This is a genomic window from Lacrimispora xylanolytica (assembly GCF_026723765.1).
Taxonomy (GTDB): Bacteria; Bacillota; Clostridia; order Lachnospirales; family Lachnospiraceae; genus Lacrimispora; species Lacrimispora xylanolytica.
Genome location: NZ_CP113524.1, coordinates 4,117,501 through 4,138,346, shown reverse-complemented (window position 1 = coordinate 4,138,346; position 20,846 = coordinate 4,117,501). Strand labels below are relative to the sequence as shown.

Sequence of the window (20,846 nt, the reverse complement as noted above, 5' to 3'; positions counted from 1 at the left end):
CAGACTCTTTTTTATGGAGTAACAGGTTTCAATTTCTCCTGAATTATTTCATTATAAGATTGTAATAAGAGGCTCCCCAACCCGTACTGTTTCAGCATCCGTTGGAATGATATCTGAAAAGCTGGAGAAATTGGAGATTAACACAGGCGTTAACAGGGAGCAGCCTTCCTTTTGAATGGCTTCCATATCAAACGTAAGGATTTCCTGCCCCTTGGTCACACGGCTTCCCACCGCCGTCAGGGGAGTAAAACCTCTTCCCTCAAGCTTTACCGTATCCATGCCTATGTGAATCAGAATTTCGGCTCCATCATCCGTAACCATACCAATGGCATGACCCGTTGGGAATATGGCAGTTACAGTGGCATCTGCAGGCGCATATAAGATTCCTTCTTCCGGCATAATAGCAATTCCTTTTCCAAGAGCACCGGATGAGAATGCCGCATCTTCCATATCCTCAAGATAAACCGTATTTCCCTTTAAGGGGCTGACAAGAGTCTGTGTCTTACCGCCATTTTTAGTATTTTCCGGTGAAATACTTACACCTTTTTCTTTTACCACATCTTTATAAGTAAGGAAGCAGGCAATAAATGCCACCAAAGATGCGATTAATACGCCCGCCGCTACCCATGGAATACTGGAAGCGTCATTGTTGGCTGGATTAATAAATGTAGTAAAACCAAAGATACCAAGTGCACCAGACATGTACTTCTTAACATTACCAAATCCAATGATAGCACCACCAATGGAGGCGGCAATACAGGAAATAACAAAAGGTTTTTTCTTTGGAAGAGAGATACCATAGATGGCTGGCTCTGTAACCCCAAAGAAACCGGAGATTACGGCAGGAATACAAAGGCTCTTTAAGTTCTTGTCCTTTGTTCGTAACATAACGGCAAACACAACCGCTGTCTGTGCAAAGGAAGCTGCAAAATAGGGCTGCATAAAGCTGTCAAAGCCCTGGGTGCTTAAGTTCATAATATAAATCGGTACAAGTCCCCAGTGAAGACCAAAGATAACCAGTACCTGCCAGAATGCACCTACAATGGCTCCTTCCAGTACCGGGCTTGCATTATAAGCGGCCTGAGTCAGGAAACCAATGACAGCAGCAATAGAATTGGCTACGGGTCCAACCAGGACAAAGGTGAGAGGAGCTGCAACCAAAAGCGTCAAGGTAGGGACCAGGAAGTTTTTAATAACATCAGGTATGATACGCTTCCACATCTTCTCAATCTTCGATGCCGCATACACCGAAAGCACGATGGGCACAACCGAAGAGGGATAACCGCTTTTTGGCATAATCACAGGAATTTTTAAAAAGGTGGCATAGACATTTGATTCAAACATGCTGCCTGCAAAAAGAACCTGCTGTACATCCCCTGTGGAGAGTGCTACTACCTTGGGATACACCAGCGCGCAGCCAAGGGCGATTCCGGTAAAGGGATTGAGCCCAAATTTTTTAGAAGCCGTATAGCCTAAAATAACCGGCAGGTAGTAGAAAAAGCCATCTGCCACAGCATAAAGAAGCTGGTAAGTTCCATCCTCTACCGAAAGGACTTTTGTAAAGGTAAGAATCGCAAGTATGCCTTTAATCAAACCAGTTGCACAGAACACACCCAAGATAGGCTGGAATACGCCTGATATGGTATCAATCAGTGCCGCAGAAAGCTTCTGATGCTTTTGTGGAGCCTCTGACTCAGCCTCTGAGGAGTCACCTCCAAAGCCACCGATTTCACATACAACGGCATAAACATCAGGAACGTGATTACCAATCACAACCTGATACTGACCGCCGCTCTTCATAACAGTTACAATGCCTTCGGTATTTTTAAGTATATCCGTGTTCGCTTTGGATTCGTCCTTTAACTTAAATCTCAGTCTGGTAATGCAGTGTGTGAGGCTGATTACATTGGATTTCCCGCCCACATTTTGGATAATAATCCTTGCCAGTCCATCATATTTACTTGCCATATCTGTTTTCTCCTTTTCGTGGTTTGTATTTCTTTATCTATCTTTCCATCACGTGATCGGCCATGTCCACAGTGATTTAAAGCATGGTTACTCGCCTCGATGTTCCTTAATAATTCTTCTGATATGTACCGTTAAATACATAAGCTCTTCATCAGACAAGACGTAATCCTTTTTCTTCATCATATATGCCTCCACCTTTAATGCACATTGATGCGCTTCCTGATACTGGCGGTAGATCATATTGCAAAACTCCGGGTCACCGGTTTCGTAGAATTGTTTTCTCACCGCTCTCTGGACAAAGAATTTCAGATGGGTGACAAACCTTTCGTATGACAGGGTCTCTTCATTGAGAGAGAGGGTAAAATGGTAACGGACAATGTTTAAGATGTCCTGAATCATTCCGGTAATCTCAATGGATTGCTCCATATCCGTATCCAGCTCAGCATTGACAATATGAAGGGCAATGCTTCCGGCTTCGTCCTCAGACAGCAGGATATTAAACCGGTCCTTTATAATTTCCAGAGCTTTTAATCCCACTAAAAATTCCTGATGATAGAACCGCTTGATCTCCCACAAAAGCGCATTCCTCACTTCAATTCCCAGCTTTTTACGCTCAAATGCAAAATTCAAATGATCCGTCAGGGTAATGTAAATGCTGTCGTTTAGCTTCTTATTTAATATATCCCTGGCGCAGGAGATGATTTCACTGGCACACTGGATGTGCTCCTCCGGAATCTGGGAGAGCAGTTCTGTGAAGCGGCTGATTTCCTGAGTCCTTAAGGAAAATATCTTTGATATTTTGGATTCATCCACTTGACTGCCGGGCTTTACTGAAAAGCCGATTCCTTTTCCCATAAGCAAAATCTCTTCGCCATTGGTATCCCATGAGCTGATGATGTTATTTCCTAATACCTGTTTTACTTCCATAAGTCACCCCTATGCTAGATTGGTAAAAAAATAACTGGTCATATCTACACTTTGCCTATGCAAAGATATAAATATGACCAGTTATGCCTGTAAAGTTCCCCACAGTTACACCTAGTCCCCAACTTCAATGAGTAAATATTAACATATAAAGCTGAAAATGTAAAGAATGAATTATAAAAATAGTACAAAAGACTCTCGTTTCCCGCCTTCAACCAATGGTGAGAAATCTGTTGTTATAAATTCGTTGCCCTTGGAAGGCTGAAGATAAATTCCGAGCCCACCCCTTCGGTACTGACCACATCAATGTTCTCTCCATGAGACTGAATGATTTCCCGGACGATGGCAAGGCCTAAGCCCGTCCCTTTCTTATCCTTTCCCCTGGAGGAGTCTGTTTTATAAAAACGTTCCCAGATTTTCTTTATGCTTTCCTTAGGAATGCCGATTCCCGTATCTTTAATGGAGATAAATATCTTCTCATATTTTCCAGAAGCCTGAATCAGCACGGTTGAATCATGGTGACTGAACTTAATGGCGTTGTCAATGAGGTTATAAAGCACCTGCTGTATTTTGCCTAAGTCGGCATACACCATCTGAATGTTGTCAGAAAAGGTTAAATCAAAGGTAATATTCTTTTCATTGCAGGTCCCTTCAAAGGAAGCCGCAGTGTCCTTAATGATCCGGTTAATGTCAAAATTGGTCCGGTTTAGATAGCCCTTGCTGTCAAGAGAGTTTAGGGTCAGCATTCCCTGGGTCAATTTATTCAACCGCTCCGTTTCGGATATCACCCGGTTTAAATATTTCTCATGCATTTCCGGTGGAATGGTCCCATCAAGTATTGCTTCCAAATATCCTTTAATCGAGGTGAGAGGCGATCTGAAGTCATGGGAGACATTGGCAATAAAATTCTTTTGGTATTCCTCCATCTTATTTAACTCGTTGGACATGTAATTAAGAGTACCGGCAAGATAGCCCATCTCATCTCTGGTATTCACTTCAATATGATAGGTCAAGTTTCCCTGGGCGTATTCATTGGCACCTGCCGTGATTTTTTTCAGGGGCAGATACACGTTCTTTGTAAATACAAGAAGAATCACAAGGGACAGACCAAAAACAACGGCGGCAGTGATATAGACAATATTTAAAATATTATCCCGTTCTATCTGTAGATAAGACAAAGGAAGATGAATCACTACATAGCCATAGGTGGTATAATTGCCAGTAATGGGAGCATGGACGCTAAGAACATCGTAGGTAAATTCATTGTAATAATTTCCCGTGGTATAGTGCTTATTCCCAAAGGCCACCGGGTCAAAATTTTCTATGACCTCACCTTTTTTCCCTTTTGATTCACTGTCAGCCATAATCGTACCCTGGCGTTCCACAATCCAAATCTGGGCATTTAAATAGCCAGCCAGCTTCACAAGCTCCGGATAGGAGGCAGTGACATTCATATCCTTTCCATGATACATTCCGCTGTAAGAGGAGGCAATCTGGTTTGCTTCATCATATAAGTTTTCCGAATAACGTTTTAATAAGTATTGATTGGTTATTTCGGAAGAAAAGGTAGCGATGGTAATAAATCCAAGGAGACCAAATATAAGGTAGCCCAGGATAAATTTTGTATAGAGAGAATGGCTCATTTAGCGCTTCACCTCAAACTTATACCCGATTCCCCAGACCGTAGAAAGCGACCAGCCAGAATGATCCTTGATCTTTTCCCGCAGACGCTTGATATGAACATCAACAGTTCTGGTGTCCCCGATGTATTCATACCCCCAGATATGGTCAAGGAGCTGTTCTCTGGTAAACACCTGATTGGGAGAGGCGGCTAAAAAGTATAACAATTCCAGTTCCTTTGGAGGCATCTCAATGGAATGCCCCATATAGATAACAGAATAATTGGTAAGATTCACAATCAAATCCGGATACTCTACATAATCCCCCTGTTGATCCGTATGGGAGGAGGAAGGAGAGGGCATGGTCTGGTAACGCCTTAAAACTGCCTTTACCCTGGCTACCAGCTCCTTGGAGTCAAAGGGCTTGATCATATAGTCATCGGCTCCCAGCTCAAGGCCAAGAACCTTGTCAAAGACCTCACCCTTGGCTGAGAGCATGATAATTGGAATCTGGGACTGGGAACGGATTCTCTGGCATACCTGATAGCCGTCCATGCCTGGCAGCATTAAGTCAAGAAGAACAAGGTTTGGCTTAAATTCCGGAAAGACACGGAGAGCTTCCTCCCCGTCCCCAACAATTTCCGTGTCATAGCATTCTTTTATTAAATATAAGGAGATCAATTCTGCAATGTTGCTGTCATCATCTACAATCAATATCCGCTGTTTCTCTGCCATAATAGACTCCATTTCTACTCTTATTTGAATGAAACAATGGTTACTCCGGAATCCCCTTCTCCAAAGGCACCGAGACGGAATTCCTTTACATATTTAAGCTTTTTTAAATGCTTATGAACTGCAGCTTTTAACGCTCCGGTTCCCCGTCCGTGAACCACTCTTACCTGAGGCAGATGAGCCAGATAAGCATCATCTAAATACTTGTCAAGCTGTGGAATGGCCTCATCCGTGGTCATACCGATGAGATTAATTTCTGGTGAAATGGAGAAGGATTTAGACATTCTGGTGGAGCTGCTTCCGCTTCCCCCTTGTCTCGTACCGTTTTTGCCTCCTGATGAAGATACAGAGTCCTCCTGTAAAAGCTCAAGATCAGATAAATTCACAAGGGATCTTAAAATACCCATCTGAACGTATAAATCTCCTTTGGCGTTAGGAAGAGAGCTGACGGTACCATTTAAATTCATACTAAGCACCTTGACTCCTTCTCCAAGCTTCAGCTTTTTCGGGTCAATTCCCTTTGTTTGCCGGCTTTTCTCCTTTTTAAGGGTAAGAGAAGCATCCACATCCTGAAGCTTTCCCCGTAACCGGCTCCGCTCCGCCTCTAATTCCTTGCTGATTCCAGAATCATTAGACAGCTTGTTGATCTGGCGGATGGTCTGGTCTGCGGTATCCTTGGCATCCCGTAAAATTCTCTGGGCTTCTTCCTTGGCAGTACGGATCATCTTATCCCGCTGCTCGTCTAACCGCTCCTCTTTTTGGGTCAGCCTGGTCTTAAGCTGTTCCACCTCCCGCTTATAAGATTCAATCTGAATTCGTTCCTTTTCAATGGTAATACGGTTTTCCTCCAAATGAGCCAGAAGGTCCTCAAAGGTTTCATCCTTTGCTTCCAGATGTGTCTTTGCATCTTCAATGATATAATCCGGAAGTCCCAGCTTTTTGGAAATGGCAAACGCGTTACTCTTTCCCGGAACACCGATTAAGAGACGGTAGGTAGGCTTTAGAGTTTCCACATCAAATTCACAGCAGGCATTTTCCACTCCCGGAGTCGTTAAGGCAAATACCTTAAGCTCGCTGTAATGGGTGGTAGCCATGGTACGGCATTTCATGTTGTGAAGGAATGACAATATGGAAATGGCAAGTGCAGCACCTTCCGTAGGATCGGTTCCTGCGCCAAGTTCGTCAAATAAACAAAGAGAACGGCTGTCTGCCTGTCCCAAAATCTGGACAATATTCGTCATATGAGAGGAAAAGGTGCTCAGACTCTGTTCAATGCTCTGCTCGTCGCCGATATCAGCAAAGACCTCATCAAACACAGCTAGCTCTGATCCGTCAAAGGCTGGAATGTGAAGGCCGGATTGTCCCATAAGGGTGAATAGCCCCACCGTCTTAATGGAAACGGTCTTACCACCAGTATTAGGACCTGTTACGATTAACAAGTCAAAATCACGGCCCAGATGGATGGTGATAGGAACTACCTTTTGAGGATCAAGAAGAGGATGGCGTCCATCTTTAATATGAATGAGTCCCTTCGTATTAAACACAGGCTCGCTTCCCTTGTAATGCTTAGACAGAGCCGCCTTTGCAAAGATAAAATCAAGCTTAGCCAGGGTGATATAATCGGTCTCAAGCTCTTCTAAATAAGGCATAAGCTGATTGCTTAAATCAGCCAGGATCATCTCGATTTCCTTCTGTTCCTGAATTTCCAGGGTGCGAAGCTCGTTATTAAGCTTTACGATTGCCATAGGCTCGATAAAGAGGGTGGAACCAGTGGAAGACTGGTCGTGGACCATACCGGAAACCTGGGACTTGTGTTCTGATTTAACAGGCAGACAGTAACGGCCGTCTCTCATGGTAATTACTGCATCCTGAAGATAAGAACGGTTGGAATTTAATATAGAATTTAACTGGGTATGAATTTTATCGTTGATAGACCGCATCTGCCGTCTAACCTTGTGAAGTCCCGGACTAGCGTCGTCACTGACTTCCTCCTCTGAGATAATGCAGCGTTTGATTTCTGTATTCACTGGAGTTAATGGCTCTAACAACCGGAAGAATTCCTCCAGAGAATCCTCAGGAAGCTCTGAGTCTTCATGGCGCCCATAAGCCTTTGCACGAGCAGATATGGTTAACAGGGAACTAATGGCAAGTATTTCAATGATGCCAAGGGAACTTCCCACCTCCAGGCGCTTGATGGAAGGGCGGATATCTTTCACTCCGTTAAATGAAATATTCCCCTTCTGACGAACTCTTGAAACCGCATCTGTGGTTTCTGTCTGGGCCTGTACGATTTCCTGGTAATCAGTAGATGGAACCAGGTGTTTGCACAGCTCTTTTCCTGCGTCAGAGGTTGCATATTCTATAAGAGTTCCAATGATTTTATGGTATTCTAACGTTTTTAATGCTTTCTGATTCATATATTTACCTTTTTCATAACTTTCTTTCCAAATGTTGACCTTTGTACCGTTTACAGTATAGCATACGTGAGATAAAAACTGCAATCCTCAGGATGTTTTTCATGGCCTTAAAGCCCCTGTTTTTCGGGTTTCACAGGTTTTTCTTGCATTAAGACAGGAAGAACCTTATAATAGTAGGTAGGTCTTCTGCAAAGGAGGGTAAGTATGCCGGATCATAACGGGCCAGATGATAGAAAGACGGAGCCCCGTCGGTTTATTAACGAAAAAATAGTCAAGCAGCCTATGTCAAAGGAAGATATTTTAAAAAGGTCTCTGGGTTTTTTGGCGACTGCAGTTGTTTTCGGATTTGTTGCGGCGGTTACATTTGTCATATCAAGACCAGTTGCTGAAAGGTGGTTCGTAAGAGAAGCCACCACGGAAGGTACTCCGGTAACCATACCCAAGGATGACCCTGAGGCAGCGTCTTCAGAGGCTTTAGCAGCCTCTACGGAGGTCCAGACAGAACCCATCGAGGATATCTTAAAATCTGCCATGGAGAAGTATCCGTTTTCTATGGAAGATTTAAACACGCTTTATGGAAACATGAAAACATTGGTTCAAAAGGCGGACAAAGGTATTGTTACGGTTCATTCTGTTAAAACTCAGAAAGACTGGTTTAACAATCCGGTGGAGAATTCAGGCCTCTATGCAGGTGTGATCACAGCCTTTGCCAACCAGGAGCTTCTAGTGCTTACACCGGAAGGTGCGGTTGAGGATGCAGATGCCATTCGTGTGGCATTTACAGACGGAACTGAGGTACAGGGTACCATTAAGCAAAGAGATAAGCTTTCCGGAATGGCAATTGTCAGCGTGTCCACGGAGGGCCTTGGAAGGGCGCTCTTAGAAGAAATCAAAGCTCTTGAGCTTGGAAATTCCTATTCTGTGAAGCAGGGAGATTTAGTCATTGCCATTGGCGGTCCCGCAGGCATGGTTCATTCCTCGGGGTACGGATTTATTTCCTATATTACAAAGAATGTTCAGGTTACAGATGGTATGACCCGTGTCCTTTATACGGATGTAAAGGGGAATGCAGGAACAGGAACCTTTCTTATGAATACGTCGGGCCAGATCATCGGCTGGACAACGGATGAATATAAGAATGAAGGAAATACAAATATGACGGCTGCTATGGCCATTTCCGATTACAAGAATATTTTGGAAAAGATCAGCAACGGAGAGGCATATCCATACTTTGGAATCAAAGGCCAGGAAGTCAGTGCCGCCATGAACAGCAGCGGAATGCCGCTGGGAGTTTATGTAGTTGAGGTCAATGGGGACAGTCCAGCCTATAACGCCGGAATCCAGTGCGGTGACATCATTACCTCCATGGGAGGAGATACCATTGTCACCATGAAGGATTTTCAGATTCTACTGGAAAAATCCACCCCCGGACAGGTCATACCTGTCACGGTTTCCCGAAGCGGAAGGGAAGAATATAAAAAGATACAATTTCAGGTAACCATCGGAGCCAGGTGATCTTCCTGGCTCTCCTTGTTACCCGAGTCAAATGTGGAGGAAATAAATGAGATATATAGAATCATTCCGTGAAGGGATGCATGTTTCAGATGTGTATTTATGTAAAAACAGACAGGTTTGCCTGACAAAATCAGGAAAAGAGTACGGCAATGTGATCCTTCAGGATAAGACAGGCACGATTGATGCCAAGATATGGGATTTGAATTCTCCTGGAATCGGCAATTTTGAATCCATGGATTACGTTTTCATTGATGCAGATGTTACCGTATTCCAGAATTCCAATCAGCTTAACATCAAACGTGCCCGCAAAGCAGAAGAAGGAGAATATGTGCCTGGGGATTATCTGCCTGTTTCCACGAAAGACATTGGACTCATGTATGAAGAGCTCCTTGGCTTTATCAGATCCTTAAAGAATCCTTACTTAAAGAAGCTGTTAGAAAGCTTTTTTGTAGAGGATGCTGCATTTGCCAAGGCATTTCAATTCCATTCCGCAGCGAAAAGTGTTCATCATGGGTTTGTAGGAGGACTGTTAGAGCATACCTTAAGCGTAGTAAAGCTGTGTGACTACTATGCAGGATATTATCCTCTTATCAACCGGGATCTGCTTTTAACTGCAGCCATGTTCCACGATGTGGGCAAGACAAAGGAACTCTCTGCATTTCCGGAAAATGATTATACCGACGACGGACAGCTTTTAGGCCACATCATCATCGGAACCGAGATGATCAGTGAGAGAATGAAAACCATTCCTGGATTCCCGGAAAAGACTGCAACTGAGCTTAAGCACTGCATTTTGGCCCACCATGGGGAACTGGAATACGGCTCGCCGAAAAAACCGGCGATTATAGAAGCGCTTGCTCTTAATTTTGCAGATAATACGGATGCAAAGATGGAAAGCATGATCGAAGTGTTAAGAGGGGCAGGAGATAACAGTGGCTGGCTTGGTTTTAACCGTCTCATGGACACAAATATCAGAAAGACGACAGAATAAGCGCCGTTTTTACCATATGGCGTTAGGAAAGCAGAGGGTTGAAAATATTTCATCCTCTGTTTTTCGATTCCGGAAAAATATTTTTAGAATTTCTTTCGGTTTCTCTGTCAATCATTTTAAGAATGGTTCTTTATCCTAATAATATTAAGATCGTGGGTCATTGAACATTTTGCCAAAAAATGCAGGTAGGGCAATGCAGCTTTTGCAGGTGCCATAATATCAGAATAGGTCAAGGAGGAAAGAAAGCATGGAAGCAAATCACATTTTATTAGTGGAAGATGATAAAGAAATCCGAGAAGGAGTGGAAATATACTTAAGAAGCCAGGGATATGAGGTGTTCCAGGCGGCAGATGGGTTAGAAGGGCTTAAGATTCTTGATAGGGAAGAGATTCACCTGGCAATCGTGGATGTAATGATGCCCAGAATGGATGGAATCACCATGACCGTAAAGCTGAGAGAAAAATACGATTTTCCTGTCATCATTTTATCAGCTAAATCAGAAGAAGTGGATAAGATCATGGGGCTTAATATCGGTGCGGATGATTACGTATCCAAGCCATTTACCCCAATGGAGCTGTTAGCCAGGGTCAATTCCCAGTTAAGACGGTACAAAAAGTATATGGATATGCTGGAAGCAAAGGAAGAGAAGGAACGGAGCAATGTCTATGTCATCGGAGGACTGGAGCTTAACGAGGACACGGTGGAGGTGTTCGTAGATGAGAAGCCGGTAAAGTTAACTCCCATTGAATTTAAGATTCTAGCTCTTCTTATGAAAAATCCCGGAAGAGTTTTTTCGGCAGAAGAGATATACGAAAGAGTCTGGAACGAACGTGCCATTAATACAGATACCATTATGGTGCATGTAAGAAAAATCCGGGAAAAGATTGAGATAGATCCTAAGGAACCAAAATATCTAAAGGTGGTGTGGGGAGTTGGATACAAAATTGAAAAACAGGCATAAGATCAGCATACTTCTTGCAATTGTTGTAATTGTATCCGCTGCCGCTGTCATGGTAGGACTCTATCCCTTTTTTAAGAATGAGTCCGCCAGATACGAGGAGCCGGTATACCAGCAGCAGACATTTTTAAAATATCTTGTATATGGAAATTATGTTCTTTCCATGGAACAGGTCCGTAATAATCAAGGCGACATCATATCCCCCTTTCAGTTTTTCTTTCCCAAAGCAGCAGAGGAGATGAAAAACCAGACAGAGGAAACCGTGGCCGCAGCGGAGACGAATCAGGCGGATGCGGATGTCCAGGAGGGGGCGATCGAGAATGAAATTACGGTGGATTTAAGTGAGAGTAATAGCGGAACCCGTTCTGAATATTTATCCCATCTTCGCCAGAAGACCATGCGCAGCTACAATAACTGGAAAAACTGCTTTGACAGCATAAGAAACTCTCTGGATTACCAGATTCTCAATGAAAATGGGCAGGTGATATCCGACCACTCCGGTGGAAAGACCATACTGGGGAATGATAAATATGAGTTCCAGACCGTACTTAAGTACGACGGCATGGGCAGAATGGAAGTAGTCTCCATTCACGGAGACAATACAGCCAGGCTTCTTACACTTTTGCAGGATTTTGGGGATAAGGACCCTATGATGGAGGATTATTGGGAGCAGTTTTTATATGAACCGGATCTAAGGCTTCAGAATCCTAAAAATATAACCATCACCTATGGAATGACAGCAGATCAGATTACTGCTTTTAAGGATACAGCCGCTGGTTTTTCTAACACTTACGACGATTCCGACAGCATTCTGAAAATATTTGTAGGACTCATCTGTGCCGTTACCGTTCTTGCATTCCTGTTCTCTTTTCTGGATGTGACATTGCCAGACAGCAGCCGGATTTTCAGAACTCCATTTGAAATCGTAACAGGTGTGGGCTGTGGCGGAGTTGCTTTTGGTGCCGGCCTTACCAATCTTGTCATTGTTACCAATCAGGGAGATTTATTTGAAACCCTTCTGAGGGCCAATTTTCTTCCCGGTGTGGCAGGGATCATGGTAAAGCTATGGAACCTTCTTTGGTGGTCACTGCCTTTTGCAGTCGTCTATTGGGCAGTTCTGTGCCTGCGGGATGTACTTAGTATTGGTATCAAACGTTATCTTAGAGAACGTACCTTAATCGGGTGGTTCTGTGGCTGGTTAAAGATGATATGCATTAAAGTCTACCATTATGTAGGAGATATTAATTTAAAAGAACAGTCAGACAAAACCATATTTCGTATTGTTGGAGTTAACTTTCTTATCCTTGCCATTCTCTGCAGCCTGTGGTTTTTTGGAATTGGAGCACTATTCTTTTATTCCATTCTTTTATTCTTTATTATGAGGAAGTATTACAGAGACCTAAGTGGGAAATACCGAGTGCTTTTAAAAGCCACCAACCAGATTGCGGAAGGAAACTTAGAGGTGTCCATAGAGGAGGATCTAAGTGTGTTCGAACCATTTAAAAAGGAGATTCAAAAAATACAAAGCGGGTTTAAAGTAGCAGTTGATGAGGAAGTGAAAAGCCAGAAGCTGAAAACGGACTTGATCAGCAACATGTCTCACGACTTAAAGACACCACTGACTGCCATCATCACCTATGTAAATCTCTTAAAGGATGAAAGAGTGACGCCGGAACAGCGTAAGGCTTATATTGATATACTGGAACAGAAGTCCATGCGTTTGAAGTCCCTGATTGAAGACCTTTTCGAGATTAGCAAAGCCAACAGCAATAATGTGACCCTGAATTTGGAAGAGGTAGATATAGTCAGCCTCTTAAAGGAAGTAAGCCTGGAGTTAAGCGATAAAATTGAAGAATCCACCATTGATTTTCGCTGGAATCTGCCGGATGAAAAAATTGTTCTTCCCTTAGATGGTCAGAAAACCTACCGCATCTTTGACAACCTTCTGACCAATATCATAAAATACGCCATGCCAAATACCAGAGCCTATATTGATATGAAAAAGGAAGACGGATTTGTGGTAATCAGCCTTAAAAATGTTTCTGCCGCTGAGCTGACCTTTAATCCAAACGAAATCACAGAGCGGTTTGCAAGAGGAGACCAGTCCAGGAATACGGAAGGCTCAGGCCTTGGAATGGCCATTGCCAAAAGCTTTGTAGAGCTTCAAAACGGAAAGCTTTTTGTAGAAATCGAGGCAGATTTATTCCGTGTCAGCATACGCTGGCCAGTGGATTAGGATATAATTTTTAAAAGCATAAAGAAAAAAGAAAATATTTTCATAAATTCTTGAAAACCCTGACAGAACTGGTATACTAAAGAAAAGAGAGTACCGTGTGAAGGGAGGATAAGAATTATGATCATACAAAGCAAACGTATTTGGATCGGGGGACAGTTTATTCCCGCACAGTTACAGGTGGAAGATAAGAAAATAGAAGCAGTTTATGAGTATGGGAAAATGACGGTTGACGCTGATTATGGAAGAGACAGGATCGTCCCGGGATTCATTGACATTCATACTCATGGTGCATACGGCTATGATACCAATGATGGAGAGCCGGATGGGCTTCGTGAGTGGATGAAGCGGATTCCGGAAGAAGGGGTTACTTCCATCTTGCCGACTACAGTAACCCAGGTTCCTGAAGTGCTTTTAAAGGCTGTCTCCAGTGTTGCGGATGTGGCGGAAGGTGAGTATGATGGGGCTGAGATTCTTGGAATTCACTTTGAGGGACCATATCTTGATATGAAATACAAGGGGGCTCAGCCTCCTGAGGCTATTGCCAAAGCAACTATAGCAGAATTTCAGGGATACCAGGAGGCAGCCAGGGGACTGATTCGATATATTACTCTTGCTCCGGAGCATGATGCAGGGTTTGAACTGACCAGGTATTTATGCAGGAACGGGGTGGTGGTTAGTATGGGACATTCCTCTGCTTCCTATGAGCAGGCTTTGATGGGAATTGCTAACGGAGCGATATCTATGACTCATGTTTATAATGGGATGACTCCTTATCATCATAGGAATCCCGGGCTGGTGGGAACGGCGTTTCGGGTCAGGGATATTTATGGAGAGATTATTTGTGACGGGTGCCATTCTCATGTGGCAGCGCTTAATAACTTCTTTACAGCCAAGGGAAGAGAGTATGGCATTATGGTCAGCGATTCTCTTCGGGCAAAGCATTGTCCGCCGGGAGGATCCTACAAGCTGGGAGGACACGATGTTGAGATTCGGGATAATGGGTTGGCGTACTTAAAGGGGACTCAGACCATTGCTGGGAGTACCCTGAATATGAATCGGGGGCTTCAGATTTTGGTGGAGGAAGCTATGGTTCCGTTTGATACTGCGCTGAATTCCTGTACGTTAAATCCGGCAAGGTGTTTAAGGGTTGATGACAGGAAGGGACGGGTGGCAGCAGGGTATGATGCGGATCTGGTGGTGCTTTCGGATTCTTATGATGTGGTTCAGACTTATTGTCGTGGGATCGCTATGTTATGATAGGCAGGCTGGGCAGCTGGTGCGAGGGAGCGTCGGTTGCCCAGTTTTTATGGTTCTTTGTCCATAGTTTGGGTGGGATTGGAAGGAATAAATGATAAAAGATTAAAAGAGGATGTTTCGGGAGCTAGTCCGCAGTGCCAAGCTCGAATCCGCTTCGCTCCTTCTCGCTTGACGGCTGTCGCCGTATGCCTTGAAATACAAAAATGCAGATAAGAATGCCAGCATTCTTATCTGCATTTTCGCTTTTCAGGGCGCACTGCTCGTAGCTTTACAAGATCCGTACATTCTTCAAAGCCCCGGTTTTTGCGAATTCTGTCCATTCGCATACATTTACCGCATGATCCCCAATACGCTCTAAATATTTAGCCACCATGAGAAGATCGATACACTGGTCAATATGCTCTGTAGACTGCTTTAGCAAATCTACCACATCTGTCTTTACCTTATCGAATAATTCATCCACTACATCATCCTGCTGCTCGATCTGTTTCGCTGTCTCGATATTCTGTGTGATAAAAGCTTCAATCGAGCAACGAACCATTTCTCTGGCAGCAGTTGCCATTGCCGGAATGTGACGTACGACATGATATACGTGCTCTCCCTTAATCCGAAGAATCAGTTCTGCAATATCCGATGCATGGTCGCCGATACGCTCCAGGTCTGTGACCACCTTAAGGGCACTGGATACCACTCTTAAGTCACCAGCTACTGGTTGCTGACGGAGAATTAAGGAGAGACAGCGGGCTTCAATGGAACGCTCCATATCGTTGATGGTTCTGTCGCCCTTAATAATGTCCTCTGCTTTCTCAAAATCCTGATCCTCGAAAGCAATAAAGCACTGTTCAATGGAATGCTCCACCATACGTCCCATTTCTTTAATATCTTCATTTAAAAGGTTTAGTTCATTCTCATAATTCACTCTGGTTGTCATTACGATTCTCCTTTATTGTTCTGCTATCATATCCATCAGCCAAAACGACCGGTAATATAATCTTCCGTTCTCTTATCCTTAGGTACTGTAAACAACTCTGTAGTAGGAGCATATTCCACAACTTCCCCTACAAGGAAAAAGGCAGTGTGATCGGCGATTCTGGTTGCCTGTTGCATGTTGTGGGTTACGATGGCTACGGTGTATTTTTCTTTCAGTTCATCCATTAAGTCCTCAATTTTTAAGGTGGAGATAGGATCCAAAGCGGAAGTCGGCTCATCCATTAGAAGTACCTCCGGTTCCACGGCCAGGGCTCTGGCAATGCAAAGACGCTGCTGCTGTCCGCCGGAAAGGCCGAGGGCTGATTTTTTCAGACGGCTTGATACCTCATCCCAAAGGGCGGCTCCCTTTAAGCTCTTTTCTACGATGGCATCTAACTCTGCTTTATGCTTAATTCCGTGAATCCTTGGGCCATAAGCCACATTGTCATAGATGCTCATGGGAAATGGATTGGGCTGCTGGAATACCATACCGATTTTTTTACGAAGCAGGGTAGTGTCTACCCTTTGATCGTAGATATTCTCTCCATCAAGAAGGACTTCTCCTTCTATTTTTACATTGGGAACCAGGTCGTTCATTCGGTTTAAAGTTTTTAAGTAGGTTGACTTACCGCATCCGGAAGGACCGATAAATGCAGTAATTTTATTGGTATACAGCTCCAGATTAACATCCTTTAAGGCATGGTTGGTGCCATAATATAAGTTTAGGTTGCTGGAAGATATTTTAACGGTGTTAGTATTCACGATTATTTGACCTCCGTGTTGAATTTATGGGAAAGGAATTTTGCAAGTCCGTTAATAGCCAGAACAATGACTAAAAGAACCACTGCGATTCCGAAGGCTTCCGAGTATTTTGCCTTTTGCATGCATAAGTAAAGCTGTATGGTTAAGGTACCGCCGGATTCAAAGATTTTTCCGAAAAAGTCCTTGGGAAGAAGGTATCCGCTTCCAGCTGTAAATAAAAGTGCGGCCGATTCTCCTACAATACGTCCAATAGCCAGAATAATGCCGGTTAAAATACCAGGCATGGCACTGGGGAGGAGAATGGTGCGGATCATATACCATTTAGTCGCGCCAATACCAAGAGCACCAGAACGATAGCTGGCGGGAACGGTCTTTAAGGCCTCCTGAGTGGTTCGGGTAATCAGGGGAAGAACCATAATGGCCAAAGTCAGTGCACCCGTTAAAATAGAGTATCCAAGTCCAAGAGTAATACCAAAAAACACATATCCAAACAAACCAAAGATAATAGAAGGAATACCGGATAAGGTCTCCGTGGTAAATTCTATGATACGGATTATTTTACCACCTTTTGCATATTCATTCAAATAGATTGCAGCCCCGACCCCAAGAGGAGTAGCAATGAGCAGGGTAATCACCACAATATAAAGAGTATTTACAATATTTCCAACAATTCCAAAGGTTCCTTTAATCGTACTGGGAACGGTTGTTAAAAATGAAAGGCTGATGGCCGGAATGCCCCGTACAAATACGTATCCCATAATACCAATCAGTACAAGGATAGAAATAGAAGCGCAAAGATAAATAAGTACCAGTAAAATAGTATCAGAAATACGGCTCTTCTTATTATAAATGCTGCCAGAAGCAGAAGCTCCATGCGGAGCAGGCAGTACCACTTGATTAATCATGCTGTGCGCCTCCTTTCTTTAGTATGCTGTTAAGGGATACATTGATAATCATAATAAATGCAAACAATACAAGTCCAATGGTAAAGAGAACCTGTTTGTGAAGGCCAGAAGAATATGACATTTCAGAAACAATAGCGGTTGTCAGGAACCGAACCGAATTAAATGGAAGCGGAATATTTACAGAGCTTCCGGATACCAGACTGATTGCCATGGCTTCTCCAATGGCACGGCCAGTTCCAAGAACGACAGCCGTGATGATACCGGATTTCGCAGCCGGAATGACTACATGGAAAATGGTCTGGATCTGTGTACCCCCAAGGGCCAGGGAAGCGCTTCTTAGATGCTGTGGAACAGACCGAAGAGCCGTTTCACTGATGTTGATCACAGTAGGAAGAATCATAAGAGCCAAAACCAAAACAGCGGAAATTAAGTTGGCACCGCCAGTAAACTGATGGGTCGTGGACCCTGCAAAAATCTTAAGCTCCAGCTTATACATCAGCGGATTCAAAACCAAAATACCAAGAAGCCCGTAAATAACAGAAGGAATACCAGCTAAAAGCTCAACCGCCGGGCGTACCAGCCTTGTAAGCCCTGGAGGGGCTACCTCAGCCAGGAAAACAGCAGTCATTACACCAATGGGAACACCGATTAAAATAGCCAGGGCAGTTCCTACGATAGAAGTCAAAATAACATAAAGAATACCAAAACCAGGAGTAGCGGCATCCGGCATCCAGGTGGTTCCAAAAAGAATATCAAGAATACCAACCTTAAAAAGTGCCGGAGTACCGCTTATGAGCATGTATAAAGAGATTGAGGCCACAGCCAGAACAGCAAAGAAGCCGCAGATTGTAAAGATAATCTCTGCAGCGCGTTCGATTCCTGATTTACTTCCATGGCCACCGAATATGGAATATGTCTTTGGTTGCATATAAGCAGCTCCTTTCAAAAAACAGGGACGCAACGTAGTTAAGCAGCTGCGTCCCCGAAAAATGATTCTGTCAGTCCATTAATTTGCAGGGATTAAACCAACAGATTTCACTAATTCTTTTCCTTCATCAGAGTAAATGAAGTCAAACAAAGCCTTTACATTTTCATTCTGAGCAGAAATCTCACCCTTAGTAGCCATAACGAATGGACGGCTTAAGAAGTAAGAGCCAGCTTTGATATTTTCAGGGGTTGGATCTGTGTTTTCCAGCTTTAAGGTTTTAACGGTATCATCAAGAACATCAAGAGATACATAACCGATAGCACCAGGAGTAGATGCAACCTTAGCCATAACAGCGCCGGTGCTGTCAAGCTCGTTGCTGTATTTACACTTGTTCTCTAACTTTAACAGCTCTTCAAAAGCAGTTCTGGTACCGGATCCAGACTCTCGTCCAATGACTACGATTGGCTGATCTGCGCCGCCTAAATCCTTCCAGTTGTTCGTTGTTCCGTTATATATATTAATTAACTGATCTTTCGTCAGGTTCTCAGCAGCATTCTTAGAATCAGTAACAACTGCGATTCCATCAATAGCAACAATATTTTCATTGATGCCCTTTGCTTTTTCTTCGTCCTTTAAGTTACGGGAGGAATTACCGATATCTGCAGAACCATTTCCAACTGCCTCAATGCCTGCACCAGAACCAACGAATTCAGTCTGAACAGTAACGCTTGGATATTTCTCCATGAAGACCTCACCTAAAGCTGTCGCAAATTTTTCCATAGAAGTAGAACCAACCATGCTGATAGAGCCTTTTAAATCGCCTTTTGCAGCCTCTGTACCAGCTGTAGACCCGGCAGCAGTTGTATCATTTGCAGCGGCAGCGGTGGTGGTTGTATCAGCAGCTTTTGTTTCTGCATTCTGGCTTCCACATCCAGCCAAAGCACCCATAGCAAGGATTGTTAATCCTGTAATTGCCAATGTCTTCATCATATTTTTTTTCATAATCACTATCTCCTCTTTTCTAAGATAAATTGCTTTCGCTTACATGTTGGAGTATAACAGTCAGCCGAACATCCTGATATCATGTTTTTGTATAAGTATTGTAAAGGTTGTGTAAAGAAGGTATATTTGAGTTGCTTCTATATAAAGGAGTATTTGTCATTTTAACCGTTACAATTCCTTTTCTTCTATAAAGAAGGAGTCTTTCTTTCTAAAATGAAGCATTTCATAAAAAATCCTGTAGTTACGCTGTTAAAATATGTGGAATAGACTGGACAGAAATGGATAAAGTGTGGTAAATTGGAACGTGCGCTTTATTATACAGAGAAACTTCATAATAGATCCGTTACCTTAAAACGGATACGAAAGATACGAGACAGGAGGACGTTTCATGGGAGCATATCAACTGAAAATCACGATCAAAGGCAGTAAGCCACCGATATGGAGAAGGATTCTGGTACCGGAGGGGATTACGTTTGAAGGACTACATCAGGTGATTCAGACTGCATTTTCCTGGAGCGGTGAACACCTGTACCAATTCGAGTTCCGTTCCGAGGGCATACAGGTTATCCCCTACGGAGAAAGTAAATCCAAAAAGTTCACCTCCATGCCAGTGAGTGAAACCATTGATACTCTGGTTTCTCAGGCTGCTAAATTTACATATACCTACGATTTCAAGGATAACTGGGAACATGTCATTCAGGTGGAAGAGGTTCATTCCGATTATAAAGAAAGCTATGCCCAGGTAATAAAATTCAAAGGAGATGTCATTCCGGAAAACTGCGGAGGCTTATCCGCTTTTTACGATCTTCTTGAAAATGCCCCTCAAAGCATAAAGGAATATGACGTAGATGCCGTTAACAGAAATTTAGGCCATAGCGGTGAAGCTTCATCAGAAGAAGTTCATATGGAAGAGGTCTTCCATTACTATGATAAAAACAGCATCGCAGAGATCGCCAAAAGACATGGCATCAGTGGGCTTGGTAAATTAAAGAAGGAAGAGCTGACAGAACGGACCATATCCTATATTTTAGATAAGGAAGTCATGAGAAAGTATTTCCTTTGTGTCCGTGACTCAGAAATGAAATTATTTGAGCAGCTGGCAGCAGATGATTCCCAGGTTATGACCGAAGATATGGCTGAGCTTGATTACCTCTATGCCGGTGGCTACCTGACCTCTGGGTCTGACACCAGATTAAAAGTGGCAAAAGAGGTAGTAGAAGCATACAACACCATCAACACCCCTGAATTTCAGGAGGAGCGGAGCCGTCTGGCAAGCATCGGAGATTATCTTTGTGCTGCCAATTCTCTCTACGCCATCACGCCTCCATCTGTATTATTGGAAACCTTTAATAAATATGAAGCAAAAAAACTCACTCAGGAAGAATTGATGCAGGCATATGAACAGCTGCTTCCACACCGCTGCCTTGTGGTTTGGCTTGATGGCTGCTTCGTAGATGCGGCCCTGGCAGAGCAGAAAAGCTACAAGGATCTTCTTGGCGTGCAGAAGAAGGTTCCATATTATATCCCGACTCAGCAGGAAATCCGTTTCATGGCTGACAATGACGGCTTCTTAATGACACCAGAGTTAGACCAGCTAAGCCAGTTCTTAAAGGAGCAGATGAATGTATCAGAGGACTTGCTTCCATATATTCTACGCCAGATT

Annotated in this window: 16 protein-coding genes (1 of these 16 running past the window's edge); 6 read left to right on the top strand and 10 right to left on the bottom strand. The window is 43.5% G+C overall.

The window, feature by feature from the left end; translation table 11 throughout:
- Window positions 1-51 precede the first annotated feature (51 nt).
- The 5 genes from OW255_RS19060 to OW255_RS19040 all read right to left on the bottom strand — a co-directional run bounded on the left by OW255_RS19060 (window position 52) and on the right by OW255_RS19040 (window position 7,660).
- Window positions 52-1,968, bottom strand: a complete 1,917-nt coding sequence (locus OW255_RS19060; RefSeq protein ID WP_268114997.1) for a beta-glucoside-specific PTS transporter subunit IIABC — start codon at window positions 1,966-1,968, stop codon at window positions 52-54.
- Between the two features lie 87 nt (window positions 1,969-2,055).
- Window positions 2,056-2,895, bottom strand: a complete 840-nt coding sequence (licT, locus tag OW255_RS19055; protein ID WP_268114996.1) for a BglG family transcription antiterminator LicT — start codon at window positions 2,893-2,895, stop codon at window positions 2,056-2,058.
- Window positions 2,896-3,128: 233 nt separating this feature from the next.
- Window positions 3,129-4,535 (bottom strand): sensor histidine kinase, encoded by a 1,407-nt coding sequence (locus OW255_RS19050; protein ID WP_268114995.1) that lies wholly within the window; start codon window positions 4,533-4,535, stop codon window positions 3,129-3,131.
- Window positions 4,536-5,246: a response regulator transcription factor gene (locus OW255_RS19045; RefSeq protein ID WP_024838210.1), complete on the bottom strand. Its 711-nt coding sequence runs from the start codon at window positions 5,244-5,246 to the stop codon at window positions 4,536-4,538.
- Between the two features lie 20 nt (window positions 5,247-5,266).
- Entirely contained in the window at window positions 5,267-7,660 is a 2,394-nt protein-coding gene (locus OW255_RS19040) for an endonuclease MutS2 (RefSeq protein ID WP_268114994.1), read from the bottom strand.
- 204 nt (window positions 7,661-7,864) lie between these two features.
- Here OW255_RS19040 and OW255_RS19035 point away from each other — a divergent pair, with 204 nt between their 5' ends.
- From OW255_RS19035 to nagA, 5 genes are all read left to right on the top strand, one after another.
- Window positions 7,865-9,175 carry a S1C family serine protease gene (locus OW255_RS19035; RefSeq protein ID WP_268114993.1) on the top strand — a complete coding sequence of 437 codons (1,311 nt, stop codon included), beginning with the start codon at window positions 7,865-7,867 and terminating at the stop codon, window positions 9,173-9,175.
- Window positions 9,176-9,221: 46 nt separating this feature from the next.
- The gene (locus OW255_RS19030; RefSeq protein ID WP_268114991.1) at window positions 9,222-10,166 is read left to right on the top strand and encodes a 3'-5' exoribonuclease YhaM family protein; all 945 of its coding nucleotides are present in this window, start codon (window positions 9,222-9,224) and stop codon (window positions 10,164-10,166) included.
- 247 nt (window positions 10,167-10,413) lie between these two features.
- On the top strand, window positions 10,414-11,127 hold the full coding sequence (locus tag OW255_RS19025) for a response regulator transcription factor (protein ID WP_024838214.1): 714 nt from the start codon (window positions 10,414-10,416) through the stop codon (window positions 11,125-11,127).
- On the top strand, window positions 11,099-13,360 hold the full coding sequence (locus OW255_RS19020; RefSeq protein WP_024838215.1) for a sensor histidine kinase: 2,262 nt from the start codon (window positions 11,099-11,101) through the stop codon (window positions 13,358-13,360). The genes OW255_RS19025 and OW255_RS19020 overlap by 29 nt, the downstream gene beginning before the upstream one ends.
- 117 nt (window positions 13,361-13,477) lie before the next feature.
- A complete protein-coding gene (gene nagA / locus OW255_RS19015) occupies window positions 13,478-14,617 on the top strand; it encodes an N-acetylglucosamine-6-phosphate deacetylase (protein WP_268114989.1) in 1,140 nt (379 codons plus the stop codon).
- A 268-nt stretch (window positions 14,618-14,885) separates the two neighbouring features.
- On the opposite strand, the gene phoU is transcribed toward nagA, so the two are convergent.
- The 5 genes from phoU to OW255_RS18990 form a co-directional block, all read right to left on the bottom strand.
- Window positions 14,886-15,548: a phosphate signaling complex protein PhoU gene (phoU, locus tag OW255_RS19010; protein WP_024838217.1), complete on the bottom strand. Its 663-nt coding sequence runs from the start codon at window positions 15,546-15,548 to the stop codon at window positions 14,886-14,888.
- A gap of 35 nt (window positions 15,549-15,583) precedes the next feature.
- Complete coding sequence (gene pstB, locus OW255_RS19005; protein WP_024838218.1) at window positions 15,584-16,348, bottom strand: phosphate ABC transporter ATP-binding protein PstB; 765 nt, start codon at window positions 16,346-16,348, stop codon at window positions 15,584-15,586.
- A gap of 2 nt (window positions 16,349-16,350) precedes the next feature.
- A complete protein-coding gene (gene pstA / locus OW255_RS19000; protein WP_268114988.1) occupies window positions 16,351-17,253 on the bottom strand; it encodes a phosphate ABC transporter permease PstA in 903 nt (300 codons plus the stop codon).
- Window positions 17,246-18,181 carry a phosphate ABC transporter permease subunit PstC gene (gene pstC, locus OW255_RS18995; protein WP_024838220.1) on the bottom strand — a complete coding sequence of 312 codons (936 nt, stop codon included), beginning with the start codon at window positions 18,179-18,181 and terminating at the stop codon, window positions 17,246-17,248. The genes pstA and pstC overlap by 8 nt, the downstream gene beginning before the upstream one ends.
- Window positions 18,182-18,259: 78 nt before the next feature.
- Complete coding sequence (locus OW255_RS18990; protein WP_024838221.1) at window positions 18,260-19,183, bottom strand: phosphate ABC transporter substrate-binding protein; 924 nt, start codon at window positions 19,181-19,183, stop codon at window positions 18,260-18,262.
- A gap of 388 nt (window positions 19,184-19,571) precedes the next feature.
- Between OW255_RS18990 and OW255_RS18985 the strand changes: the two genes are divergently transcribed.
- Window positions 19,572-20,846: the 5' portion of an IS1096 element passenger TnpR family protein gene (locus OW255_RS18985; protein WP_268114987.1), read on the top strand. 291 nt of this gene lie beyond the right edge of the window; the window shows 1,275 of its 1,566 coding nt (coding positions 1-1,275); the start codon lies at window positions 19,572-19,574; its stop codon lies off the right edge, out of view.

Excerpts from the sequence above, each read along its gene's own strand:
- OW255_RS19060 (WP_268114997.1), bottom strand. The coding sequence starts at position 1,968 with ATGGCAAGTAAATATGATGGACTGGCAAGGATTATTATCCAAAATGTG.
- licT (WP_268114996.1), bottom strand. The coding sequence starts at position 2,895 with ATGGAAGTAAAACAGGTATTAGGAAATAACATCATCAGCTCATGGGAT.
- OW255_RS19050 (WP_268114995.1), bottom strand. The coding sequence starts at position 4,535 with ATGAGCCATTCTCTCTATACAAAATTTATCCTGGGCTACCTTATATTT.
- OW255_RS19045 (WP_024838210.1), bottom strand. The coding sequence starts at position 5,246 with ATGGCAGAGAAACAGCGGATATTGATTGTAGATGATGACAGCAACATT.
- OW255_RS19040 (WP_268114994.1), bottom strand. The coding sequence starts at position 7,660 with ATGAATCAGAAAGCATTAAAAACGTTAGAATACCATAAAATCATTGGA.
- OW255_RS19035 (WP_268114993.1), top strand. The coding sequence starts at position 7,865 with ATGCCGGATCATAACGGGCCAGATGATAGAAAGACGGAGCCCCGTCGG.
- OW255_RS19030 (WP_268114991.1), top strand. The coding sequence starts at position 9,222 with ATGAGATATATAGAATCATTCCGTGAAGGGATGCATGTTTCAGATGTG.
- OW255_RS19025 (WP_024838214.1), top strand. The coding sequence starts at position 10,414 with ATGGAAGCAAATCACATTTTATTAGTGGAAGATGATAAAGAAATCCGA.
- nagA (WP_268114989.1), top strand. The coding sequence starts at position 13,478 with ATGATCATACAAAGCAAACGTATTTGGATCGGGGGACAGTTTATTCCC.
- phoU (WP_024838217.1), bottom strand. The coding sequence starts at position 15,548 with ATGACAACCAGAGTGAATTATGAGAATGAACTAAACCTTTTAAATGAA.
- pstA (WP_268114988.1), bottom strand. The coding sequence starts at position 17,253 with ATGATTAATCAAGTGGTACTGCCTGCTCCGCATGGAGCTTCTGCTTCT.
- pstC (WP_024838220.1), bottom strand. The coding sequence starts at position 18,181 with ATGCAACCAAAGACATATTCCATATTCGGTGGCCATGGAAGTAAATCA.
- OW255_RS18990 (WP_024838221.1), bottom strand. The coding sequence starts at position 19,183 with ATGAAAAAAAATATGATGAAGACATTGGCAATTACAGGATTAACAATC.